This is a genomic window from Klenkia sp. AC732, assembly GCF_979256525.1.
This window is the reverse complement of the sequence record NZ_CEEDOS010000003.1, coordinates 146,866-166,625: the sequence shown is the minus strand read 5'-3', so window position 1 is coordinate 166,625 and position 19,760 is coordinate 146,866. Positions and strand designations below refer to the sequence as shown.

Sequence of the window (19,760 nt, the reverse complement as noted above, 5' to 3'; positions counted from 1 at the left end):
GCGGGGGAGCCCTCGGCGGGGGCGTCGGCGGCCGGGGTGTCGGTGGCCGGGGTGTCGTCCCGCTCGCCGTCCTCGTCCGGGCTGGTGCTGGCCGGGCTGATCTCGGTGGTCTCGGCCGGGGAGTCCCCGCCGGTGCCGGCGTGCTCGCCGTCCTCCCGCGGGGTCGGGTGCGAGACCTCGGCCGGGTCGCCGTCGGGTGCCTCGGGCTGGGGTGCCGAGGGGGCCGACTGCACGCCGGGCTCGGCGATCGGGGCCGGGGCCACCACCGGGGTGGCGGTGATGCCCTGCCCGGGGTTGCTGGGCCGCTCGCGCTCGGCGGCCTCGAGCTTCTCGGCGAACTCCTCCGCCTTGCGCTCCACGGAGCGCTGCAGCTCCTCCCGGGTCATCGGGTCGTCGGGTGTCTCGTCCTGCGTCGTCATCGTCGCTCCGTCCGTCTCGCTCGCGTCGTGGTGGCTCGCATGGGGGTGGGGCGGCTCAGCTGCCGGCGGCCAGTCGGGACAGCGAGGTCAGCGGGATCATCAGCCAGTGCGGCCGGTTGCGCGCCTCGTAGACGCACTCGTACACCGCCTTGTCCGCCTCGAAGGCCCGCAGCAGCGGGGAGTCCCCGCCCTGGTCGGTGCCGCTGGCCGCGGCGTACCCGGCACAGAAGGCGGTGCGGTTGCGCTCGGCCCACTCCTGGGCCCGGTAGGCGCGCTGCGGGTCGTCGGGCTGCTCGACCAGCATGTGCCGGGCGGCGTAGTCGAAGGAGCGCAGCATCCCCGCCACGTCGCGCAGCGGGGAGTCCAGCTCCCGGCGGGCGGCCAGCGCGCGGGCCGGCTCGCCCTCGAAGTCCAGCACGATCCAGCCCTGCGTGGTGCGCAGCACCTGGCCCAGGTGCAGGTCCCCGTGCACCCGCTGCAGGGCCACCGGCTCGGTGGCGTCCGCGATCGAGGCGTAGAGGGCCCGCAGACCGTCCCCGTGCTCGGCCAGCTCGGGCACGATCGCCGTCGCCGCCTCCAGCCGGGCGGTCAGCTGGGTGGCCACCTCGGCGTACCAGCCGGCCGCGGCCGGCTGGCTGGGCAGCACCGCCGCCAGGTCGCGGTGCACCAGCGCGGTGGCCTCGCCCAGCCGCTCGCTCTCCCCGGCGAAGTCCCCGCCCACCTCGTCGGCGTGCAGGTCCCCCTCGGCGTAGAGGTCGCGGACGGAGGAGGTGGCCAACCGCCAGCCGTCACTGGCGTTGGGCACGAACGCCTGCAGCATCGCGACGGTGGCCGGGGGGACGCCGGGTTCGGGGTCGTCGATCTCGATGTGGCCCAGCAGCGGGGCGATGTGCGGGTTCTCCGTCGTCCGCAGCGCGTCGTGCACCTCGACGTCGGGGTTGAGCCCGGGCTCCAGTCGGCGGAAGAGCTTGAGGATCGCCGTCTCGCCGTAGACCAGTGAGGTGTTGGACTGCTCGGTGGAGATCACGTCCCCGGGCAGGCCCTCGGGGATGTAGGCGACCCCGGCCGGGTGGAAGTGCATCGGCCCCACGGTGGAGGCCGCGACCAGGTGGGTCAGCCACGGCAGGGTGGCGTCCCGGTCGCGCATCGCGTCGTAGGCGTAGCTCTCCCCGGTGGCCCCGGCGATCGCGCCCACGAACACCGGTGTGAGCTCGTCGACCGGGGTGTCCCGCCAGGACAGCGGGACCAGGTAGGTCTCGGTCGCCCCGTCGGTGTAGGCCACTCGGACCCGGTGCACCGACAGTGCCGGTGTCGACTCGTCCAGGAAGAAGCCGTCCTCGGAGATGCCGGCCCACTCGCGGCCCTTGCCGCCGAACCAGCGCTGGTGCGGCATCCACTCGGCGAGCAGGTCGGTCAGCGCGGTCATCGGGTGCCTCCGGTGTGGTCGGTGGTGCCCTCGAGTCCCAGTCCGCCGCTGCCGCCGGGGGCGTCCTCGGCGGAGCCGACGATGCCGGCGGCCATCAGGGACTGGGCGACCGAGGAGCTGGTCGCGGTCTCCCAGGCCTCGTCGTCCTCGTCGGTCTCCGGCGCCGCGGGCTTGGAGAGCTCGAACCAGTAGAAGCCGTGCCCGGCCAGGGTGAGCATGTAGGGCAGGACGCCGATCGCGGGGAACTCCACCCGGCCGGTGAGCTCCACCGGCACGCACCCCTCGAAGCGGCGCAGGTCCAGCTCCACCGGCTGCGGGAACCGGGACAGGTTGTTCACGCACAGCACCACGTCGTCGCCGAACTCGCGGACGAAGGACAGCACGGTGGGGTTGCGCGAGCCGATCTCGGTGAAGCTCCCGACGCCGAAGGTCGGGTGCTCCTTGCGCACCGAGATCAGCGTGCGGGTCCAGTGCAGCAGCGAGTTGGAGTTGCGCAGCTGGCCCTCGACGTTGGTGACCTGGTAGCCGTACACGGGGTCGGCGACCAGCGGCAGGTGCATCCGCTGCGGGTCGGCGGTGGAGAACCCGCCGTTGCGGTCGGGGCTCCACTGCATCGGGGTGCGGACGCCGTCCCGGTCACCGAGCCAGATGTTGTCGCCCATGCCGATCTCGTCGCCGTAGTACATGACCGGCGAGCCGGGCAGCGACAGCAGCAGCGCGGTGAACAGCTCGAGGGTGTCCAGGTCGTTGTCCAGCAGCGGGGCGAGCCGGCGCCGGATGCCGATGTTGGCCTTCATCCGGGGGTCCTGGGCGTACTCGCCCCACATGTAGTCGCGCTCCTCGTCGGTGACCATCTCCAGGGTCAGCTCGTCGTGGTTGCGCAGGAAGATGCCCCACTGGCAGTTGTCCGGGATGGCCGGCGTCTGCGCCATGATCTCCGAGATCGGGAAGCGCTGTTCCCGGCGCACGGCCATGAACAGCCGCGGCATGACCGGGAAGTGGAAGGCCATCTGGCACTCGTCGCCGTCCTCGCCGAAGTACTCGACGACGTCGGCCGGCCACTGGTTGGCCTCGCACAGCATCACGCGGTCGGGGTACTCGGCGTCGACCACCCGGCGGACGTGCTTGAGGAACTCGTGGGTCTTGGGGAGGTTCTCGCAGTTGGTGCCCTCCTCCTCGAAGAGGTAGGGCACGGCGTCCAGGCGGAAGCCGTCGATGCCCAGGTCCAGCCAGAACCGCAGCGCGTCGATGATCGCCTCGCGCACTGCGGGGTTCTCGAAGTTGAGGTCGGGCTGGTGGGAGAAGAAGCGGTGCCAGAAGTACTGCTTGCGGACCGGGTCGAAGGTCCAGTTGGAGACCTCGGTGTCGACGAAGATGATCCTCGCGTCGGAGTACGTCGTGTCGTCGTCGCTCCACACGTAGAAGTCGCCGTAGGGCCCCTCGGGGTCGTTGCGGCTGGCCTGGAACCAGGGGTGCTGGTCCGAGGTGTGGTTCATGACGAAGTCGATGATCACGCGCATGCCCCGGCTGTGGGCCTGGGCGACGAGCTCGGTGAAGTCGTCGATGTCGCCGAACTCGGGCAGCACCGCGGTGTAGTCGGCGACGTCGTAGCCGCCGTCGCGCAGCGGGGAGGCGAAGAAGGGCGGCAGCCAGATGCAGTCGACGCCGAGCCACTGCAGGTAGTCCAGCTTGCCGATCATCCCGCGGAGGTCGCCGATGCCGTCGGCGTTGCTGTCCGCGAACCCGCGGACGAGCACCTCGTAGAAGACGGCGCGCTTGTACCACTCCGGGTCGGCGCCGGGGGCGGGCAGCCCGGGGCGGGCGGCGTTGGGGACGGGCACGGTCATGGGGAGGTCGGTCCTCGACTCTCGTGGGCTGGAGGTGTGTCGGGGGAGGGGGTCGCCGGTCGGGAGGGCCCGATCAGGTGCGCCCCGGTCAGGACGGCGGGGTCAGGACGGCGGGGTCAGGACGGCGGGGTGTGCCGGCGGACCGTGAAGACGTGGGCGGGCTCGCGGTAGGGGTCCAGCTCGACGTAGTTGAACTGGCCCCACTCGTAGGCGGCGCCGGTGACCTGGTCGGTGACGGTGAACCGGTCCGACCAGTCCATGCCCAGGGCGGCCATGTCCAGCGCCGTCGTCCCGATCTGGGTGTGGTGGCTGGACAGCGTGAGGACGACGAGCACGGTGTCCTGCGAGGCCGGGTCGGTCTTGGAGAACACCAGCAGCTGGTCGTTGTCGATCGGGTGGAAGTGCAGCGTGCGCAGCTGCTGCAGCGCCGGGTGCTCGCGGCGGACCCGGTTCAGCGTGGTCAGGTAGGGCGCCAGGGAGCGGCCGGCGGCCTCGGCGGCGGCGTAGTCGCGGGGACGCAGCTGGAACTTCTCGGTGTCCAGGTACTCCTCGCTGCCGGGCTTGAGGGCGACGTGCTCGTAGAGCTCGAAGCCGGAGTAGACGCCCCAGGTCGGGCTCATCATCGAGGCCAGCACGGCGCGGATCTTGAACATCGGCGGGCCGCCGAACTGCAGCGACGCGTGCAGGATGTCCGGGGTGTTCACGAAGAAGTTCGGCCGCATGTAGTGCGCGGTCGAGGCCAGGTCGCGGCCGTAGTCCTCGATCTCGCCCTTCTGGGTCCGCCAGGTGAAGTAGCTGTAGCTCTGGGTGAAGCCGACCCGGGCCAGCTGGTGCATCATCGCCGGCCGGGTGAACGCCTCGGCCAGGAAGAGCACGTCCGGGTCGGTCTTCTTGACCTCCCAGATCAGCCAGTGCCAGAAGTTCAGCGCCTTGGTGTGCGGGTTGTCGACCCGGAACACCTTCACGCCCGCGGCGATCCACACCCGCAGCACCCGCAGCGCCTCGGCGTAGATGCCCGCCGGGTCGTTGTCGAAGTTGATCGGGTAGATGTCCTGGTACTTCTTCGGCGGGTTCTCCGCGTAGGCGATCGTGCCGTCGGGCTTGGTGGTGAAGAACTCCGGGTGCTCGGTGACCCACGGGTGGTCCGGGGCGGCCTGCAGGGCGAAGTCCAGCGCGACCTCCATGCCCAGCTCGCGGGTGCGGGCGACGAAGGACTCGAAGTCGGCCATCGTGCCCAGCTCCGGGTGCACGGCGTCGTGGCCCCCGTCGGCGCTGCCGATCGCCCACGGTGAGCCGACGTCGCCCTCCTCGGTCACCAGGGTGTTGTTCTTGCCCTTTCGGTTGACCGTGCCGATCGGGTGGATCGGGGGCAGGTAGACGACGTCGAAGCCCATGTCGGCGATGGCCGGCAGCCGCTTCGCGGCGTCGGCGAACGTGCCGTGGGTGGGCTTGCCGTCGACGACGGGGCCCTCCGAGCGGGGGAAGAACTCGTACCAGGAGCCGTAGAGCGCGGTGACCCGGTCGACCCACACCTCGTAGCGCGGTGAGCGGGTGACCAGCCGGCGGACCGGGTGGGCGTGCAGCAGCTCCTGCAGGGACGGCGTCAGGGCCGGAGTGAGCCGGGCGGTGAGCTCGAGGGTCTCGTCGCGCAGTGCGACCGCGGCCTGGGTGAGGGCGGCGCGGTGCTCCCGCGGCGCGGTCTTGGCGACGGCGTCCAGCAGGCGGGCCCCCTCCTCGAGGTCGTTGGCCAGCTCACCGGCCCCCTGGCCGGCCTCGACCTTGACCTCGACGGCGTGGTGCCAGGTGCTGATCGGGTCGTCCCAGGCCTCGATCTGGAAGGTCCACAGGCCCTCCCGGTCGGGGACGACGGTCGCCGCCCAGACGTCGGGCTCGGGCCCGGCGGGCTCCATCCGGACCAGTGGCGGGCGGGTGGCCCGCCTGCCCGGGGTGGCCGGGGGGTTCCAGACGACGTTGGCCGCGACGGCGTCGTGGCCCTCGCGGAAGACGGTGGCGGAGATCGGCAGGCTCTCACCCACCACGGCGCGGGCCGAGAACGACCCACAGGAGACGACGGGAGCGACATCGGTGATGCCCAGACGGAGGTCAGCGCGGCCAGTCACCCGGCCACGCTATCGACGTCCGCGCCGCCGGGCACATCGGCGCGGGAGGGAGGCGTCACAGCCCGCCGACCGGCGCCCCCGGTGTGACCCAGCCCTCCTCCCGGGCCGCCCGGGCGCGCGTCGGCCGCTAGGGTCGGGGAGGTGCGTGCCCTCCGCAGACTCACCGTCCGAGCCTCGCTCCCCGAGGCGCTGTCCCCGCTGTCCTCGCTGGTCATGAACCTGCGGTGGTCCTGGCACCCCGAGACGCGCGACCTCTTCGAGGCGCTGGACCCACAGCTCTGGCAGAGCTGCGGCAGCGACCCGGTCCGGGTGCTGGGCGAGGTGTCCGCCGAACGCCTGGCCACGCTGGCCGGCGACCGCCGGTTCCTGCGCCGGCTGACCGACGTCAGCGACGACCTGCAGGAGTACCTGGACGCCCCGCACTGGTACCAGTCGCTGCCCGGGGCCCCGCCCGCCTCGATCGCCTACTTCTCCGCCGAGTTCGGCATCACCGAGGTGCTGCCGCAGTACTCCGGCGGCCTGGGCATCCTGGCCGGGGACCACCTCAAGGCCGCCTCCGACCTCGGTGTGCCGCTGATCGGGGTCGGGCTGCTCTACCGGGCCGGCTACTTCTCCCAGGGCCTGTCGGCCGACGGCTGGCAGCTCGAGCACTACCCCGCGCTGGACCCGCACGGGCTGCCGGTGAAGCTGCTGCGCGACGCCGACGGAGCCGCGGTGGTCATCACCGTCCCGCTGCCCGAGGGCCGCACGCTGCACGCCCACGTCTGGCGGGCCCAGGTCGGCCGGGTCTCCCTGCTGCTGCTGGACAGCGACATCGAGGAGAACGCCCCGGCCGAGCGTGGGGTCACCGACCGGCTCTACGGCGGGGGCGAGGACCACCGGCTGCGCCAGGAGATGCTGCTGGGCATCGGCGGGGTCCGGGCGGTGCGCGCGTGGTGCCAGCTCACCGGCACCCCCCAGCCCGAGGTCTTCCACGCCAACGAGGGCCATGCCGGCTTCCAGGGCGTCGAGCGGATCCGCGAGCTCACCGAGTCCCACGGGCTGTCCTTCGCCGAGGCGCTCCAGGCGGTCCGCGGCGGCACCGTGTTCACCACCCACACCCCGGTCCCGGCGGGCATCGACCGGTTCCCACGGGCGTTGATCGAGCGCTACTTCGCCGGCTTCGGCGTCCCGGTGGACCAGCTGCTGCCGCTGGGCGCCGAGGAGGACCCCAGCAAGTTCAACATGGCGCACATGGGCCTGCGGCTGGGGCAGCGGGCCAACGGCGTCAGCGAGCTGCACGGCCAGGTCAGCCGGGGCATGTTCGGGGACCTGTGGCCCGGCTTCGACGCCGACGACGTGCCGATCTCCTCGATCACCAACGGCGTCCACGCCCCGACCTGGACCGCCCGCGAGCTGGTCGAGCTGGGCACCCAGTCCTCCAGTCAGGGCGACCCGACCGACGTCGACGGCCCGGTCCGGTTCGACGGGGTGGACCGCATCGACGCCGGCGACCTGTGGGCCACCCGTCGGCTGCTGCGGGGGCGGCTGGTCGAGGAGGTCCGCCGCCGGGTGCGGGAGACCGCCCTCTCGCGGGGGTCCTCGGAGGCCGAGGTGGGCTGGACCGACCAGGTCTTCGACCCCGACGTGCTGACCATCGGCTTCGCCCGCCGGGTGCCCTCCTACAAGCGGCTCACCCTGATGCTGCGCGACCCCGCCCGGCTCAAGGCGCTGCTGCTGGACCCCGAGCGGCCGATCCAGCTGGTCATCGCCGGCAAGAGCCACCCCGCCGACGACGGCGGCAAGCGGCTCATCCAGCAGATGGTGGCGTTCGCCGACGACCCGGAGGTCCGGCACCGGATCGCCTTCCTGCCCGGCTACGACATCGGGATGGCCCGCCACCTCTACTGGGGCTGCGACGTGTGGCTGAACAACCCGCTGCGCCCGCTGGAGGCCTGCGGCACCTCGGGCATGAAGTCCGCGCTCAACGGCGGGCTGAACCTGTCCATCAAGGACGGCTGGTGGGACGAGTGGTTCGACGGCCAGAACGGCTGGGCGATCCCCACCGCCGACGGCGTCGAGGACCCCGACCGCCGCGACGACGTCGAGGCCCACGCCATCTACGACCTGCTGGACCGCCAGGTGCTGCCCCGGTTCTACGAGACCGACCGGGACGGCGTGCCCACCCGCTGGGTCGAGATGGTCAGGCACACGCTCGCCGACCTCGGCCCCAGGGTGCTGGCCAGCCGGATGGTCGCCGACTACGTGCAGCAGCTGTACGTGCCCGCCGCGCACAGCAGCCGTGCGCTGGCCGAGCGGGGCTACGCGGTGGCTCGCGAGCAGGCCGCCTGGCGCCAGCACCTGCTGGCCAACTGGTCGGGCATCCGGGTGGCCCACGTCGAGGCCACCGGGGTGGGGGACACCCCCGAGATCGGGTCCACCATCGACCTGCGGGCCGAGGTGGAGCTGCCGGGGCTGCAGCCCTCCGACGTCGGCGTGCAGGCCGCCTACGGCCGGGTGGACGACGCCGACGGGCTGCACGAGGTCACCACGGTGGCGATGGCCCACGAGGCGACCGAGGGGTCCCGGCACTGGTTCACCGCCACCGTGCCGCTGGAGCGCACCGGGGCCTTCGGCTACACGGTGCGGGTGCTGCCGGCCTCGGACCACCTCGCCGACCAGGCCGAGCTGGGCGTCGTCACCAACGCCTGACCCCGGTCGACCCGGTCTGGACGTCCGGGGGGCTGATCGTCCACCCACCTCGGGGAGCGTCGGGGAGGGTGAGACGAACGGGTCCCCGGACGACCAGACCGTGAGACAGCAGTGACTCCTGGTGACCACGAGGACATGTCGGTGGTCACTGTCCGGCGTGGCTGGCGCCGTCCGCCGGGTTCGGCGGCCCTCCGTCACTACTGTGACCGTCATGCCCGACCGCTGTGAGGTACTCCCCGGAGACAACGTCGTCGCCCGTCGCGACGGTGGACTGCTGTGGGTCGACGCCCCCGGTTCGCCGGCGCTCGTCGCCACGCTGCACGCCTGCCTGGGGGTCTCCGGCCCCGGCGCCGACCGTGTGCTGACCGCCGTCGCCGCCCAGGTGTCCGCCCTGGCGGACTCCGGTGCCTCCTTCGCCCTGGTGCTCGCCGACACCGCCGACGGCTCCGGCTCCGGTGTCGCGCTGTGGGCGGGCAAGGGCCAGCCGGCCGTGGACGGCGTGCCGGTCTCCGGCCGCCCGGTGGACGGCTGCAGCCTGGCCACCGGCTTCTCGCTGGGCTCCAGCCTGTACGTCGGCCCGGGCTCCGCGCCCTCCCCGGTGCCCCCGGGCGTCGCGTTCGACCTGACCGCGGGCACCGTCCCCGGCAGCGGCGCCACCCTGACCCTCACCGCGGCGACCCCGCCGTCGGTGGCCGTGCCGCCGGCCGCCCCCAGCGCCCCGCCGGCCGAGCGGTTCACCGCCTCCTCGGACTCCGGGTTCAGTGCGCCCTCCGCCGCCCCGGTGTCCGAGCCCGTCGCCGCCCAGCCCCCCGCGCAGGCCGGCGAGCAGACCGCCTTCTGGCAGCCCGACCCGCCGGCCGCCCCGGTGCTGCGCTTCGACGACGGCATGGTCGTCACCGTCGACAACGACCTGGTGCTGGGCCGCCGCCCCGACGGCCACGAGCTGGTCACCTCCGGCACGGCGGTCCCGGTGCCGATCGCGGACACCCAGAACGTGCTGTCCTCCTCGCACGCCGCCATCCAGCGCGCCGGCCGCGAGGTCTCGCTGGTGGACCTGGGGTCGTTGAACGGCACCCACGTCGCCGGCCCCGAGGCCACCGAGTGGACCCAGCTCGAGCCCGGCGTCCCGCACGCGCTGTCCGACGGGGACCGGCTGCTGCTGGGCTGGACCGTCATCACCTTCGAGCAGTCCGCGGAGTAGTCGGGCCGGTCGCTGTGTGAGGGCTGTGCGGCGGGCTAGGGTCCCGATGTGAGCCAGCAGACAGCGACCGGCCCCTCGTCCCCACCCACGACGGGGCGACGGCGCCCCTCGCTGCGCACCGTGCTGGTGTGGTCGGCCGTCGCCGTCGTCGGCGCGGTCTGCTGGAGCGTGCTGGCGCTCTCCCGGGGGGAGTCGGTCAGCGCGCTGTGGATCCTCTTCGCGGCGCTGTCCAGCTACGCGATCGGCTACCGCTTCTACTCCCGGTTCATCGCCCGCCGGGTGCTGCAGGTCGACGACCGCCGGGCCACGCCCGCCGAGCGCCTGGAGAACGGCCGGGACTTCGAGGTCACCGACCGCCGGGTGCTCTTCGGCCACCACTTCGCCGCCATCGCCGGGGCGGGACCGCTGGTCGGGCCGGTGCTGGCCGCCCAGATGGGCTACCTGCCGGGCACCGTGTGGATCATCGTCGGCGTCCTGCTGGCCGGCGCGGTCCAGGACATGGTCGTGCTGTTCTTCTCGATGCGCCGCAACGGCCAGAGCCTGGGCCAGATGATCCGCGCCGAGATCGGCGTCGTGGGCGGCATCGCGGCCCTCATCGCGGTCTTCGCGATCATGATCCTGATCCTGGCGGTGCTGGCGCTGATCGTCGTCAACGCCCTGGCCGAGTCCCCCTGGGGCGTCTTCTCCATCGCCCTGACCATCCCCATCGCGCTCTTCATGGGCGTCTACCTGCGGGTGCTGCGGCCGGGCCGGGTGCTGGAGGCCAGCCTGATCGGCGTGGTGCTGCTGCTGGCCGCCATCATCGGCGGCGGCATGGTCGACGGCACCCCGCTGGGTGACGCGCTGACCCTGGACAAGACGACCCTGGTCCTGGCCCTGGTGGTCTACGGGTTCGTGGCCTCGGTGCTGCCGGTGTGGCTGCTGCTGACCCCGCGGGACTACCTGTCCACGTTCATGAAGATCGGCGTGATCGTGCTGCTGGCGGTCTCGCTGGTCATCGCGATGCCGGTGCTGCGCAACGACGCGGTGAGCAGCTTCGCCCTCGCCGGGAACGGCCCGGTCTTCGCCGGGTCGCTGTTCCCCTTCGTCTTCATCACCATCGCCTGTGGCGCGCTGTCGGGCTTCCACGCGCTGATATCCAGCGGGACGACGCCGAAGATGCTGGCCAAGGAGAGCCAGGTACGGGTGATCGGCTACGGCGGCATGCTGATGGAGTCCTTCGTCGCGATCAGCGCGCTGATCGCGGCCTGCGTCCTGGACCCGGCGCTCTACTTCTCGATCAACGCCCCTGCCGGTGCCACCGGCGCGACCGTCGAGGGGGCCTCGACGTTCGTGGCCAACCTCGGCTTCAGCATCTCCCCGGCGGAGCTGCAGGCGGCGGCCGACACCATCGAGGAGGCCACCCTGGTCTCCCGCACCGGTGGGGCGCCGACCCTGGCCTACGGCATCTCCGAGATCTTCGAGACCGCGTTCGGCGGCGGGCTGCAGGCCTTCTGGTACCACTTCGCGATCATGTTCGAGGCGCTGTTCATCCTCACCGCGGTGGATGCCGGCACCCGGGTGGGCCGCTTCATGCTGCAGGACACCGTGGGCAACGTGTGGAAGAAGTTCGGGGACCTGACCTGGTGGCCGGCGAGCTGGATCGCCTCCGCGGTCGTCGTCGGGGCCTGGGGCGGCATCCTCTACATCGGCGTCACCGACCCGCTGGGCGGGATCAACCAGCTCTTCCCGTTGTTCGGCATCGCCAACCAGCTGCTGGCGGCCATCGCGCTGACGCTGTGCACGGCGCTGCTGGTCAAGCACGGCAAGCTGCGCCACGCCTGGGTCACCGGCGTGCCGCTGGTCTGGGTCCTCGTCGTCACCATGACCGCGTCGTTCCAGAAGGTCTTCTCCGCCGACCCGGCGGTGGGCTACTTCGCCCAGCGCGCCCGGTACGCCGATGCCCTGGACCGCGGGGAGGTGCTGGCCCCGGCCGTCGACGCCTCGGCGATGCAGCAGGTGGTCACCAACTCCACGGTCAACGGTGTGCTGCAGTCGGTCTTCGCCCTGCTGACCCTGGTCGTGGTCGCCAACGGCGTGCTGGTCGTCGTCCGTGCGGTGCGGGCCGGTGGCCTGCCGACGACGGAGGCGCCGGCCGAGCCCTCCCGGATCGTCGAGCCCGCGGGGCTGTTCCCGACCGCGGAGGAGCGGGCCCTGCTGGCCGCCGAGCGCGATCGGCTGGACCGCGAGAAGGCGGGCAGCAGCCGGTGAGCGCGGTCATCGCCCGGCTGTCCCGGGGTGCCGCCGCGGTGCGGTGGTACCTGCGCGCCCTGACCGGGGAGGACCGGTGGGACCGGCACGTCGAGCTCTGCGCCGCCCAGGGCCGCACGCCGATGACCCGCCGGGAGTTCGAGCGGCACCGCACCGACGTCGCGGCGGCCCACGCGCACGAACGCTGCTGCTGAGGCTCGCCGGCGGCCGAGCTCAGCCGGGGCTGTGGGTCGCGTACCGGGCCCGCAGCTGCGCGAGCAGCTCCGGGGTGGCCGGCCCGTGCTCGGCCTCGGCGGCGTGCACGTCGCGGAAGTACTGCTCGTACCCGGCCGGGGTGTAGAGGCACAGCGCCCGCACCTCGGTGTCGGTGGTGTTGGCGAAGCCGTGCAGCGCACCCCGCGGGGCCCAGGCCAGGTCTCCCGGCGCCAGCTCGACGTCCCCGTCGTCGGTCTGCACGGTCAGCGTGCCGGCCAGCACCAGGAAGCACTCGTCGTGCGCGGTGTGCACGTGCGGTCGAGCGCCCACCGTCGCCGGCGGGACGAGGAACTCCTCGACGCCCAGCCGCCCCCCGCTGGCGTCCCCGGTGAGTGCGAAGAGGTGCTGCACGCCGGCGGCCGCGACCTGCTCGCGGTCCCCGGCGCGGACCACCACGGCCCCGGTCACGGGCGCCGCAGGACGCGCAGTGCCCACACGCAGCGCCCCGGCATCGTGATCGGCCCGGGCCCCACGACGGCCGGTCGGGGCGGGGCGCCGGTGGCGTACTCGGTGGAGACGACGAACTCGTAGCCGTCGCCCCACGGCGGGCCGGGCAGGTGCACGGTCACCGGGTCGGGGCCGGCGTGCAGCCAGACCAGCCAGGAGTCGTCGGTGACCGGGCGGCCGCGCTCGTCGCGGTGCCGGATGCCGCGGCCGTCGAGGTACATGCCGATGGTCTGCAGGCCGGCGTCGAACCAGTCGGTGGTGGTCAGCTGCCCGCCGCCGGGGGCGAACCAGGCCAGGTCCCGGGTGCCGCCGGTGCCGGGCACCTCGTGGCCGTCGAAGAAGGCCTCCTGGCGCAGCACGGGGGAGGCCTTGCGCAGCGCCACCAGCCGGGACACGAAGGTCCACAGGTCGGCGTCCATCGAGCCCCAGTCCAGCCAGGAGACCTCGTTGTCCTGGCAGTAGGCGTTGTTGTTGCCGCCCTGGGTGCGCCCGGACTCGTCGCCGGCGGTGAGCATCGGGACGCCGGTGGACAGCAGCAGCGTGGCCAGCACGTTGCGCACCTGCCGCTGCCGCGCCCCGGTCACGGCGGGGTCGTCGCTGGGCCCCTCCACACCGGCGTTCCAGCCGCGGTTGTGGCTCTCGCCGTCCCGGCCCTCCTCGCCGTTGGCGTCGTTGCGCTTGACCTCGTAGGTGTAGAGGTCGCGCAGGGTGAACCCGTCGTGCGCGGTGACGAAGTTGACCGAGGCGACGGGCTTGCGGCCGTCGGAGCGGTAGAGGTCCGAGGACCCGGTGAGCCGGTAGGCCAGGTCGCGGACCCCGACGTGCGCCCCGGACCACACGTCGCGGACCGTGTCGCGGTACTTGCCGTTCCACTCGGTCCACAGCGGCGGGAAGTTGCCGACCTGGTAGCCGCCCTCGCCGACGTCCCAGGGCTCGGCGATCAGCTTCACCTGGGACACCACCGGGTCCTGGTGGACGACGTCGAAGAACGCCGACAGCCGGTCGACGTCGTGCATCGAGCGGGCCAGCGCGGAGGCCAGGTCGAAGCGGAAGCCGTCGACGTGCATCTCGGTGACCCAGTAGCGCAGCGAGTCCATCAGCAGCGCCAGCACCTGCGGACGGCGGACGTCCAGGGTGTTCCCGCAGCCGGTGTAGTCGGTGTACCGGGCGCCGTCGCCACCCTGCAGGCGGTAGTAGCCGGCGTTGTCGATGCCCTTGAACGACAGCGTCGGCCCGGTGTGGTCGCCCTCGGCGGTGTGGTTGTAGACCACGTCGAGCACGACCTCGATGCCCGCGGCGTGCATCGCCTTGACCATCGCCTTGAACTCGGTGACCTGCTGGCCGGCGGTGCCGGCGGAGGAGTAGGCGGCGTGCGGGGCGAAGTAGCCCAGGGTGTTGTAGCCCCAGTAGTTGGTCAGCCCGCGGCGCAGCAGGTGCGGCTCGGAGACGAAGTGGTGCACCGGCAGCAGCTCGACGGCAGTGACCCCGAGGGACACCAGGTGCTCCACGAAGGCCGGGTGCGCCAGGCCCGCGTAGGTGCCGCGCAGCGCCGGGGGGACGTCGGGGTGGGTCATGGTCGCGCCCTTGACGTGCACCTCGTAGATGACGGTGTCCGACCAGGCGGTGCGCGGGTGGTGGTCGCCGTCCCACGGGAACGAGTCGTGGATGACCACCCCGCGCGGGACGGCGGCGGCCGAGTCCCGCTGGTCGGCCCAGGCGGCGTCGGGGTGGCCGTCGGCGTAGCCGAACAGCGAGGGGTCCAGGGTCAGCTCGCCGTCGACCGCGCGGGCGTAGGGGTCCAGCAGCAGCTTCGCCGGGTTGTAGCGGGCACCCGAGGCGGGGTCGTAGCCGCCGTGCACCCGGTAGCCGTAGCGCTGGCCGGGCGCGACGCCGGGCAGCCGGCCGTGCCAGACCTGGTGGGTGGACTCGCGCAGCCGGTGCCGGTGCTCGGTGCCGTCGGGGTCGAACAGGCACAGGTCGACCGCCGAGGCACCCGCCGACCAGAGCGCGAAGTTGGTGCCGGTGCCGTCCCAGTGGGCGCCCAGCGGCGCCGGACTGCCCGGCCACACCTCGGTCTGCGGGACGCCCGCGCGATCGGTCACGCAGGCATCGTGCCCGAGCCGGGGGCGCGCGACCGGGACGCGGGTGCCGGGGCCCGCCCGCGGGGGTTGGTTGGATGGGGGGCGTGTCAGCCGAAGAGGTCGTCCGGGTCCGCGGTGTCGACGTCGTCCGGGGGGAGTCGTACCTGCTGCGCGGGGTCGACTGGACGGTGTCGGCCGACCAGCGCTGGGTGCTGCTGGGGCCCAACGGCGCCGGCAAGACCACGCTCATGCAGCTGCTGTCGGCGCAGATGCACCCCACCCGCGGGGAGGTGACGCTGCTGGGGGAGACCCTCGGTGCCGTCGACGTGTTCGAGCTGCGTCCGCGCATCGGGCTGACCAGCGCCTCGCTGGCCCAGCGGATCAGCCCCACCGAGCGGGTCGGGGACGTCGTCGTCTCCGCCGGGTACGCCGTGGTCGGCCGGTGGCGCGAGCGGTACGACGTGCACGACCTGACCCGGGCCGCCCTGCTGATGGAGCAGTGGGGCGTGGCGCCCTACGCCTCCCGGCAGTTCGGCACCCTCAGCGAGGGCGAGCGCAAGCGCACCCAGATCGCCCGGGCGCTGATGACCGACCCGGAGCTGCTGCTGCTCGACGAGCCCGGCGCCGGGCTGGACCTGGGTGGCCGGGAGGACCTGGTGACCAGGCTGACCGACCTGGCCCGCGACGACCACGCCCCGGCCCAGGTGCTGGTCACCCACCACGTCGAGGAGATCCCGCCCGGCTACACGCACGCGCTGCTGCTGCGCGCCGGGGGCGTGGTCGCGGCCGGACCGATCGAGGAGGTCGTCACCGCGGAGCGGCTGAGCGAGACCTTCGGGCTGCCGTTGGCCCTGGGCCGGGTGCGCGGGCGGTTCACGGCCCGGCGCGCGGACCGTCCCGAGGCGTGACCCTGCGGCGACTGCGCGGGGTGGACCGCCGGGCCGCTGGTCGACCTTCGGGGTGCTGATGGCGCCGGCACCGTGTGGGTGGTCTCGGGCCGCGGCTGCCAGACATCCCGCGCCCGACCCCCACCCACTCGCCAACAGGTGAGGCCCTCCCCCGGAGGGGGCCCCGGGTGTGGGCGGGGCCTGCCCTGCCTAGGGTCGGGGGGACGACGTCGTCCCCACCCGAGGAGCACCCATGGCCGAGCCGGAGTTCGTGACGCTGCAGGTCGAGGACGGCGTGGGCACCATCCGCCTGGACCGCGGCAAGATGAACGCGATCGACGAGCAGCTGCACTGGGAGGTCCGCACCGCCGCCCAGGAGGCCGCCCGCCGCGACGACGTCCGGGCCGTGGTGCTCTACGGCGGTGAGCGGGTCTTCGCCGCCGGCGCCGACATCAAGGCCATGGCGCAGCTGACCGGCTCCTCGATGGTGGCCTGGGGCCGCGAGCTCACCGCCTCGTTCACCGAGGTGGCCCGCATCCCCAAGCCGGTGGTCGCGGCGATCACCGGCTACGCGCTGGGCGGTGGCTACGAGCTGGCGCTGTGCGCGGACTTCCGGGTGATGGGCCAGGGCGCGAAGATCGGCCAGCCCGAGATCCTGCTGGGCGTCATCCCCGGTGCCGGCGGCACCCAGCGGCTGGCCCGGCTGGTGGGCCCGGCGAAGGCCAAGGACATCGTGTTCACCGGCCGGCACGTGGGTGCCGAGGAGGCGCTCGAGCTGGGCATGGCCGATGCCGTCGTCCCCGACGCCGACGTCTACCCGACCGCCGTGGCGATGGCCCGCAAGTTCGCCGCCGGCCCGCCGTTGGCGCTGGCCGCGGCCAAGCGGGCGATCGACGAGGGCCTGGACGGGACGCTGGACCACGGGCTGCGGTTGGAGTCCCAGCTGTTCGCCGGGCTCTTCGACACCGAGGACCAGAAGACCGGGATGGCCTCCTTCCTGGCCGAGGGTCCGGGGAAGGCCACCTTCACCGGTCGCTGAGCACGCCGGCTGTGAGGATGGGCGGGTGAGCGCACCCCTGGACCGTCCCGCCCACCTCGACCGCTGTGACGATGACGGCCGGGCCTGGCTGGAGCGGGCGGTGGCGCTGGTCGAGGCCGACGCCCGGCGCAGCGCCGACACCCACCTGCTGGTCTACCCGCTGCCCCCGGAGTGGGGCGTCCAGCTGTACCTCAAGGACGAGTCGACGCACCCGACCGGCAGCCTCAAGCACCGGCTGGCCCGATCGCTGTTCCTGCACGCGCTGTGCTCGGGCTGGATCTGCCAGGGGAGCACGGTCGTCGAGGCGTCCTCGGGCTCGACGGCGGTCAGCGAGGCCTACTTCGCCCGGATGCTGGGCCTGCCCTTCGTCGCGGTCATGCCGGCCACCACCAGCCCGGAGAAGATCGCGCTCATCGAGTTCCACGGCGGCCGCTGCCACCTGGTGGCCGACCCCGGCACGGTCTACGACGAGGCCCGCCGGATCGCCGCGGAGACCGGCGGGCACTACCTGGACCAGTTCACCCACGCCGAGCGGGCCACCGACTGGCGGGGCAACAACAACATCGCCGAGTCGGTCTTCGAGCAGCTGGCCGCCGAGGAGCACCCGGTGCCCGAGTGGGTCGTCGTCGGGGCCGGCACCGGGGGCACCAGCGCCACCATCGGCCGGTACCTGCGCTACCGCCGGCTGCCCACCCGGCTGGCCGTCGTCGACCCGGAGGGCTCGGCGTTCTTCCCCGGCTGGCGGGACGGCGACCCGGCCGCGGTCGGCCGACCGTCCCGGATCGAGGGCATCGGCCGCCCCCGGGTGGAGCCCTCGTTCGTCCCGACGATCGTGGACCGCATGTTCTGCGTGCCCGACGCCGCGTCGCTGGCCGCGATGCGGCACCTGGAGCGTGCGACCGGCCGTCGGGCCGGCGGGTCCACCGGGACCAACCTGTGGGGGGCCTTCCAGCTCGTCGCCGAGCTGGTCGCGGCCGGCCGCACGGGCAGCGTCGTCACCCTGCTGTGCGACGGCGGCGAGCGGTACGCCCACACCTACTACTCCGACGACTGGATCGCCGCGCAGGGGATGGACCTGGCCCCGCACACCGCGGTGCTGGAGCACTTCGCGGCAACCGGCGCCTGGTCGTGACCGGGGTCACCGGCACCTGAGCTGCCGCCCTCACGTTACCGACGAGTAACGTCCATCATCGGAGCCAGAGCAGGCGCACCCCGTGCGCCCGCGCCCACCCCGAACGCCCCCGCGGAGGTGCGATGAACATCGTCGTTCTTGTGAAGCAGGTCCCCGACTCCGGCAGCGAGCGTGCGCTGGACAGCTCGGACAACACCGTCGCCCGCGCCAGCGCGGACAACGTCATCAACGAGATGGACGAGTACGCCATCGAGGAGGCGCTGACGGTCAAGGAGTCGCAGGGCGGCGAGGTCACCGTGCTGACCGTCGGCCCCGCCGGCGCCACCGACGCCATCCGCAAGGCGCTGTCGATGGGCGCGGACAGGGCCGTCCACGTCACCGACGACGCCATCCACGGCTCCTGCGCCGTGCAGACCTCGGCGGTCATCGCCGCGGCGCTGTCCCAGCTGGAGTACGACCTGGTCATCTGCGGTGCCGAGTCCACCGACGGCCAGGTCTCGGTGATGCCCGCGCTGCTGTCCGAGCGCCTGGGCGTCCCGCACCTGTCCGGTGCCCGCAAGCTCACCGTCGAGGGCACCACGCTGCACGTCGAACGGCAGACCGACGGCGGTTTCTGGGCCCTCGAGGCCCAGACCCCGGCGATCGTGTCCACCTGGGACACCATCAACGAGCCCCGCTACCCCTCCTTCAAGGGGATCATGGCCGCCAAGAAGAAGCCGGTGGAGACCAAGACCCTGGCCGACCTGGGCCTCGACCCCGCCACCGTGGGCCTGGCCAGCGCGACCAGCCAGGTGCTCGACTTCGCGGGTCGCCCGCCCAAGGGCGCCGGCGTCAAGGTCACCGACGAGGGCGACGGCGCCGAGAAGCTGGTCGGCTACCTGGCCAGCCAGAAGATCGTCTGACGGCCCCGACCACCACCGCCCCTGAGGAGAACAGCAGACATGGTTGAAGTACTGGTCCTGGTCGAGGTCGCCCCCGACGGCTCCGGCGTCCGCAAGACCACGCTGGAGGCGCTCACCGCCGCCCGCGTCCTGGGTGAGCCCTCCGCGGTCGTGCTCGGTGCCCCCGGCACCGCCGCGACCGTGAAGGACACCCTCGCCGAGTACGGCGCGCAGAAGGTGTACGTCGGTGAGTCCGAGGACATCGACGCCTACCTCGTCGCCCCCAAGGCCGAGGTGCTGGCCCAGCTGGTCGCCGAGAAGTCCCCGGCCGCCGTGGTCATCCCCTCCACCCCCGAGGGCAAGGAGATCGCCGGCCGCCTGGCGATCAAGACCGGCTCCGGGTTCCTGACCGACGTCACCGACATCGCCGCCGACGGCACCGCCACCCAGGTGGCCTTCGCCGGCGCGACGATCGTGCACTCGAAGGTCACCACCGGCACCCCGATCTACACCCTGCGCGGCAACTCGGTCACCCCCGAGGCCACCGCCGGTGCGGCCACCGAGGAGCAGGTCACCGTCTCGGTGTCCGAGGCCGCCAAGCAGACCAGGGTGCTGGACCGGGTCGTGGAGCAGAAGTCCTCCCGCCCCGAGCTCACCGAGGCCTCCATCGTGGTCTCCGGTGGTCGCGGCGTGGCCTCGGCGGAGAACTTCGCCGTCATCGAGGGCCTCGCGGACTCCCTCGGTGCCGCCGTCGGCGCCTCGCGCGCCGCGGTGGACTCCGGCTTCTACCCGCACACCTTCCAGGTCGGCCAGACCGGCAAGACGGTGTCCCCGCAGCTCTACGTGGCGGTCGGCATCTCCGGTGCCATCCAGCACCGGGCCGGCATGCAGACCTCGAAGACCATCGTCGCGGTCAACAAGGACACCGAGGCGCCGATCTTCGAGCTCGCCGACTTCGGCGTCGTGGGCGACCTGAACACCGTCGTCCCCGCGGCGACGGAGCAGATCACCGCCCGCAAGTAGGAAGAGGACCCCCTCGCCCCCCCGGCCCACGCTCCGCGCGGGTCGGGGCCCTGCGAGGGGG

At 72.9% G+C, this 19,760-nt stretch carries 14 protein-coding genes and 1 pseudogene; 9 read left to right on the top strand and 6 right to left on the bottom strand.

Annotated elements, in window-relative coordinates:
- The 4 genes and pseudogenes from AC0IVP_RS02640 to AC0IVP_RS02625 form a co-directional block, all read right to left on the bottom strand.
- Positions 1-419: pseudogene (locus AC0IVP_RS02640) on the bottom strand (1,4-alpha-glucan branching protein GlgB); the annotation flags it as partial.
- Positions 420-474: 55 nt separating this feature from the next.
- Entirely contained in the window at positions 475-1,845 is a 1,371-nt protein-coding gene (locus AC0IVP_RS02635) for a maltokinase N-terminal cap-like domain-containing protein (protein WP_056288370.1), read from the bottom strand.
- Complete coding sequence (gene treS / locus AC0IVP_RS02630; RefSeq protein WP_056288366.1) at positions 1,842-3,692, bottom strand: maltose alpha-D-glucosyltransferase; 1,851 nt, start codon at positions 3,690-3,692, stop codon at positions 1,842-1,844. Before treS ends, AC0IVP_RS02635 begins: the two co-directional genes overlap by 4 nt.
- A gap of 116 nt (positions 3,693-3,808) precedes the next feature.
- Complete coding sequence (locus AC0IVP_RS02625; RefSeq protein ID WP_471754332.1) at positions 3,809-5,812, bottom strand: alpha-1,4-glucan--maltose-1-phosphate maltosyltransferase; 2,004 nt, start codon at positions 5,810-5,812, stop codon at positions 3,809-3,811.
- A gap of 141 nt (positions 5,813-5,953) precedes the next feature.
- On the opposite strand from AC0IVP_RS02625, the gene glgP reads away from it, so the two are divergent.
- The 4 genes from glgP (at position 5,954) to AC0IVP_RS02605 (ending at position 12,148) form a co-directional block, all read left to right on the top strand.
- Positions 5,954-8,503 (top strand): alpha-glucan family phosphorylase, encoded by a 2,550-nt coding sequence (glgP, locus tag AC0IVP_RS02620; protein ID WP_056288359.1) that lies wholly within the window; start codon positions 5,954-5,956, stop codon positions 8,501-8,503.
- A gap of 211 nt (positions 8,504-8,714) precedes the next feature.
- Complete coding sequence (locus AC0IVP_RS02615) at positions 8,715-9,704, top strand: FHA domain-containing protein (protein ID WP_471754330.1); 990 nt, start codon at positions 8,715-8,717, stop codon at positions 9,702-9,704.
- 48 nt (positions 9,705-9,752) lie between these two features.
- Complete coding sequence (locus AC0IVP_RS02610; RefSeq protein ID WP_471754328.1) at positions 9,753-11,954, top strand: carbon starvation CstA family protein; 2,202 nt, start codon at positions 9,753-9,755, stop codon at positions 11,952-11,954.
- Positions 11,951-12,148, top strand: a complete 198-nt coding sequence (locus tag AC0IVP_RS02605; protein WP_056288352.1) for a YbdD/YjiX family protein — start codon at positions 11,951-11,953, stop codon at positions 12,146-12,148. Before AC0IVP_RS02610 ends, AC0IVP_RS02605 begins: the two co-directional genes overlap by 4 nt.
- 19 nt (positions 12,149-12,167) lie before the next feature.
- On the opposite strand, the gene AC0IVP_RS02600 is transcribed toward AC0IVP_RS02605, so the two are convergent.
- Entirely contained in the window at positions 12,168-12,617 is a 450-nt protein-coding gene (locus AC0IVP_RS02600) for a cupin domain-containing protein (protein ID WP_056288347.1), read from the bottom strand.
- A complete protein-coding gene (gene glgX / locus AC0IVP_RS02595; protein WP_056288344.1) occupies positions 12,614-14,758 on the bottom strand; it encodes a glycogen debranching protein GlgX in 2,145 nt (714 codons plus the stop codon). The genes AC0IVP_RS02600 and glgX overlap by 4 nt, the downstream gene beginning before the upstream one ends.
- 74 nt (positions 14,759-14,832) lie before the next feature.
- Between glgX and AC0IVP_RS02590 the strand changes: the two genes are divergently transcribed.
- The 5 genes from AC0IVP_RS02590 (at position 14,833) to AC0IVP_RS02570 (ending at position 19,699) form a co-directional block, all read left to right on the top strand.
- A complete protein-coding gene (locus AC0IVP_RS02590) occupies positions 14,833-15,645 on the top strand; it encodes an ABC transporter ATP-binding protein (protein ID WP_471754326.1) in 813 nt (270 codons plus the stop codon).
- Positions 15,646-15,877: 232 nt separating this feature from the next.
- Positions 15,878-16,663 carry an enoyl-CoA hydratase/isomerase family protein gene (locus AC0IVP_RS02585; protein WP_056288338.1) on the top strand — a complete coding sequence of 262 codons (786 nt, stop codon included), beginning with the start codon at positions 15,878-15,880 and terminating at the stop codon, positions 16,661-16,663.
- A 25-nt stretch (positions 16,664-16,688) separates the two neighbouring features.
- Entirely contained in the window at positions 16,689-17,795 is a 1,107-nt protein-coding gene (cds1, locus tag AC0IVP_RS02580) for an L-cysteine desulfhydrase Cds1 (RefSeq protein WP_471754324.1), read from the top strand.
- Positions 17,796-17,917: 122 nt separating this feature from the next.
- Positions 17,918-18,697, top strand: coding sequence for an electron transfer flavoprotein subunit beta/FixA family protein (locus tag AC0IVP_RS02575; RefSeq protein WP_471754322.1), 780 nt, complete (start codon positions 17,918-17,920; stop codon positions 18,695-18,697).
- Positions 18,698-18,736: 39 nt separating this feature from the next.
- Positions 18,737-19,699: an electron transfer flavoprotein subunit alpha/FixB family protein gene (locus AC0IVP_RS02570; RefSeq protein WP_471754320.1), complete on the top strand. Its 963-nt coding sequence runs from the start codon at positions 18,737-18,739 to the stop codon at positions 19,697-19,699.
- Positions 19,700-19,760 lie beyond the last annotated feature (61 nt).

Excerpts from the sequence above, each read along its gene's own strand:
- AC0IVP_RS02635 (WP_056288370.1), bottom strand. The coding sequence starts at position 1,845 with ATGACCGCGCTGACCGACCTGCTCGCCGAGTGGATGCCGCACCAGCGC.
- treS (WP_056288366.1), bottom strand. The coding sequence starts at position 3,692 with ATGACCGTGCCCGTCCCCAACGCCGCCCGCCCCGGGCTGCCCGCCCCC.
- AC0IVP_RS02615 (WP_471754330.1), top strand. The coding sequence starts at position 8,715 with ATGCCCGACCGCTGTGAGGTACTCCCCGGAGACAACGTCGTCGCCCGT.
- AC0IVP_RS02590 (WP_471754326.1), top strand. The coding sequence starts at position 14,833 with ATGGGGGGCGTGTCAGCCGAAGAGGTCGTCCGGGTCCGCGGTGTCGAC.
- AC0IVP_RS02585 (WP_056288338.1), top strand. The coding sequence starts at position 15,878 with ATGGCCGAGCCGGAGTTCGTGACGCTGCAGGTCGAGGACGGCGTGGGC.
- AC0IVP_RS02575 (WP_471754322.1), top strand. The coding sequence starts at position 17,918 with ATGAACATCGTCGTTCTTGTGAAGCAGGTCCCCGACTCCGGCAGCGAG.
- AC0IVP_RS02570 (WP_471754320.1), top strand. The coding sequence starts at position 18,737 with ATGGTTGAAGTACTGGTCCTGGTCGAGGTCGCCCCCGACGGCTCCGGC.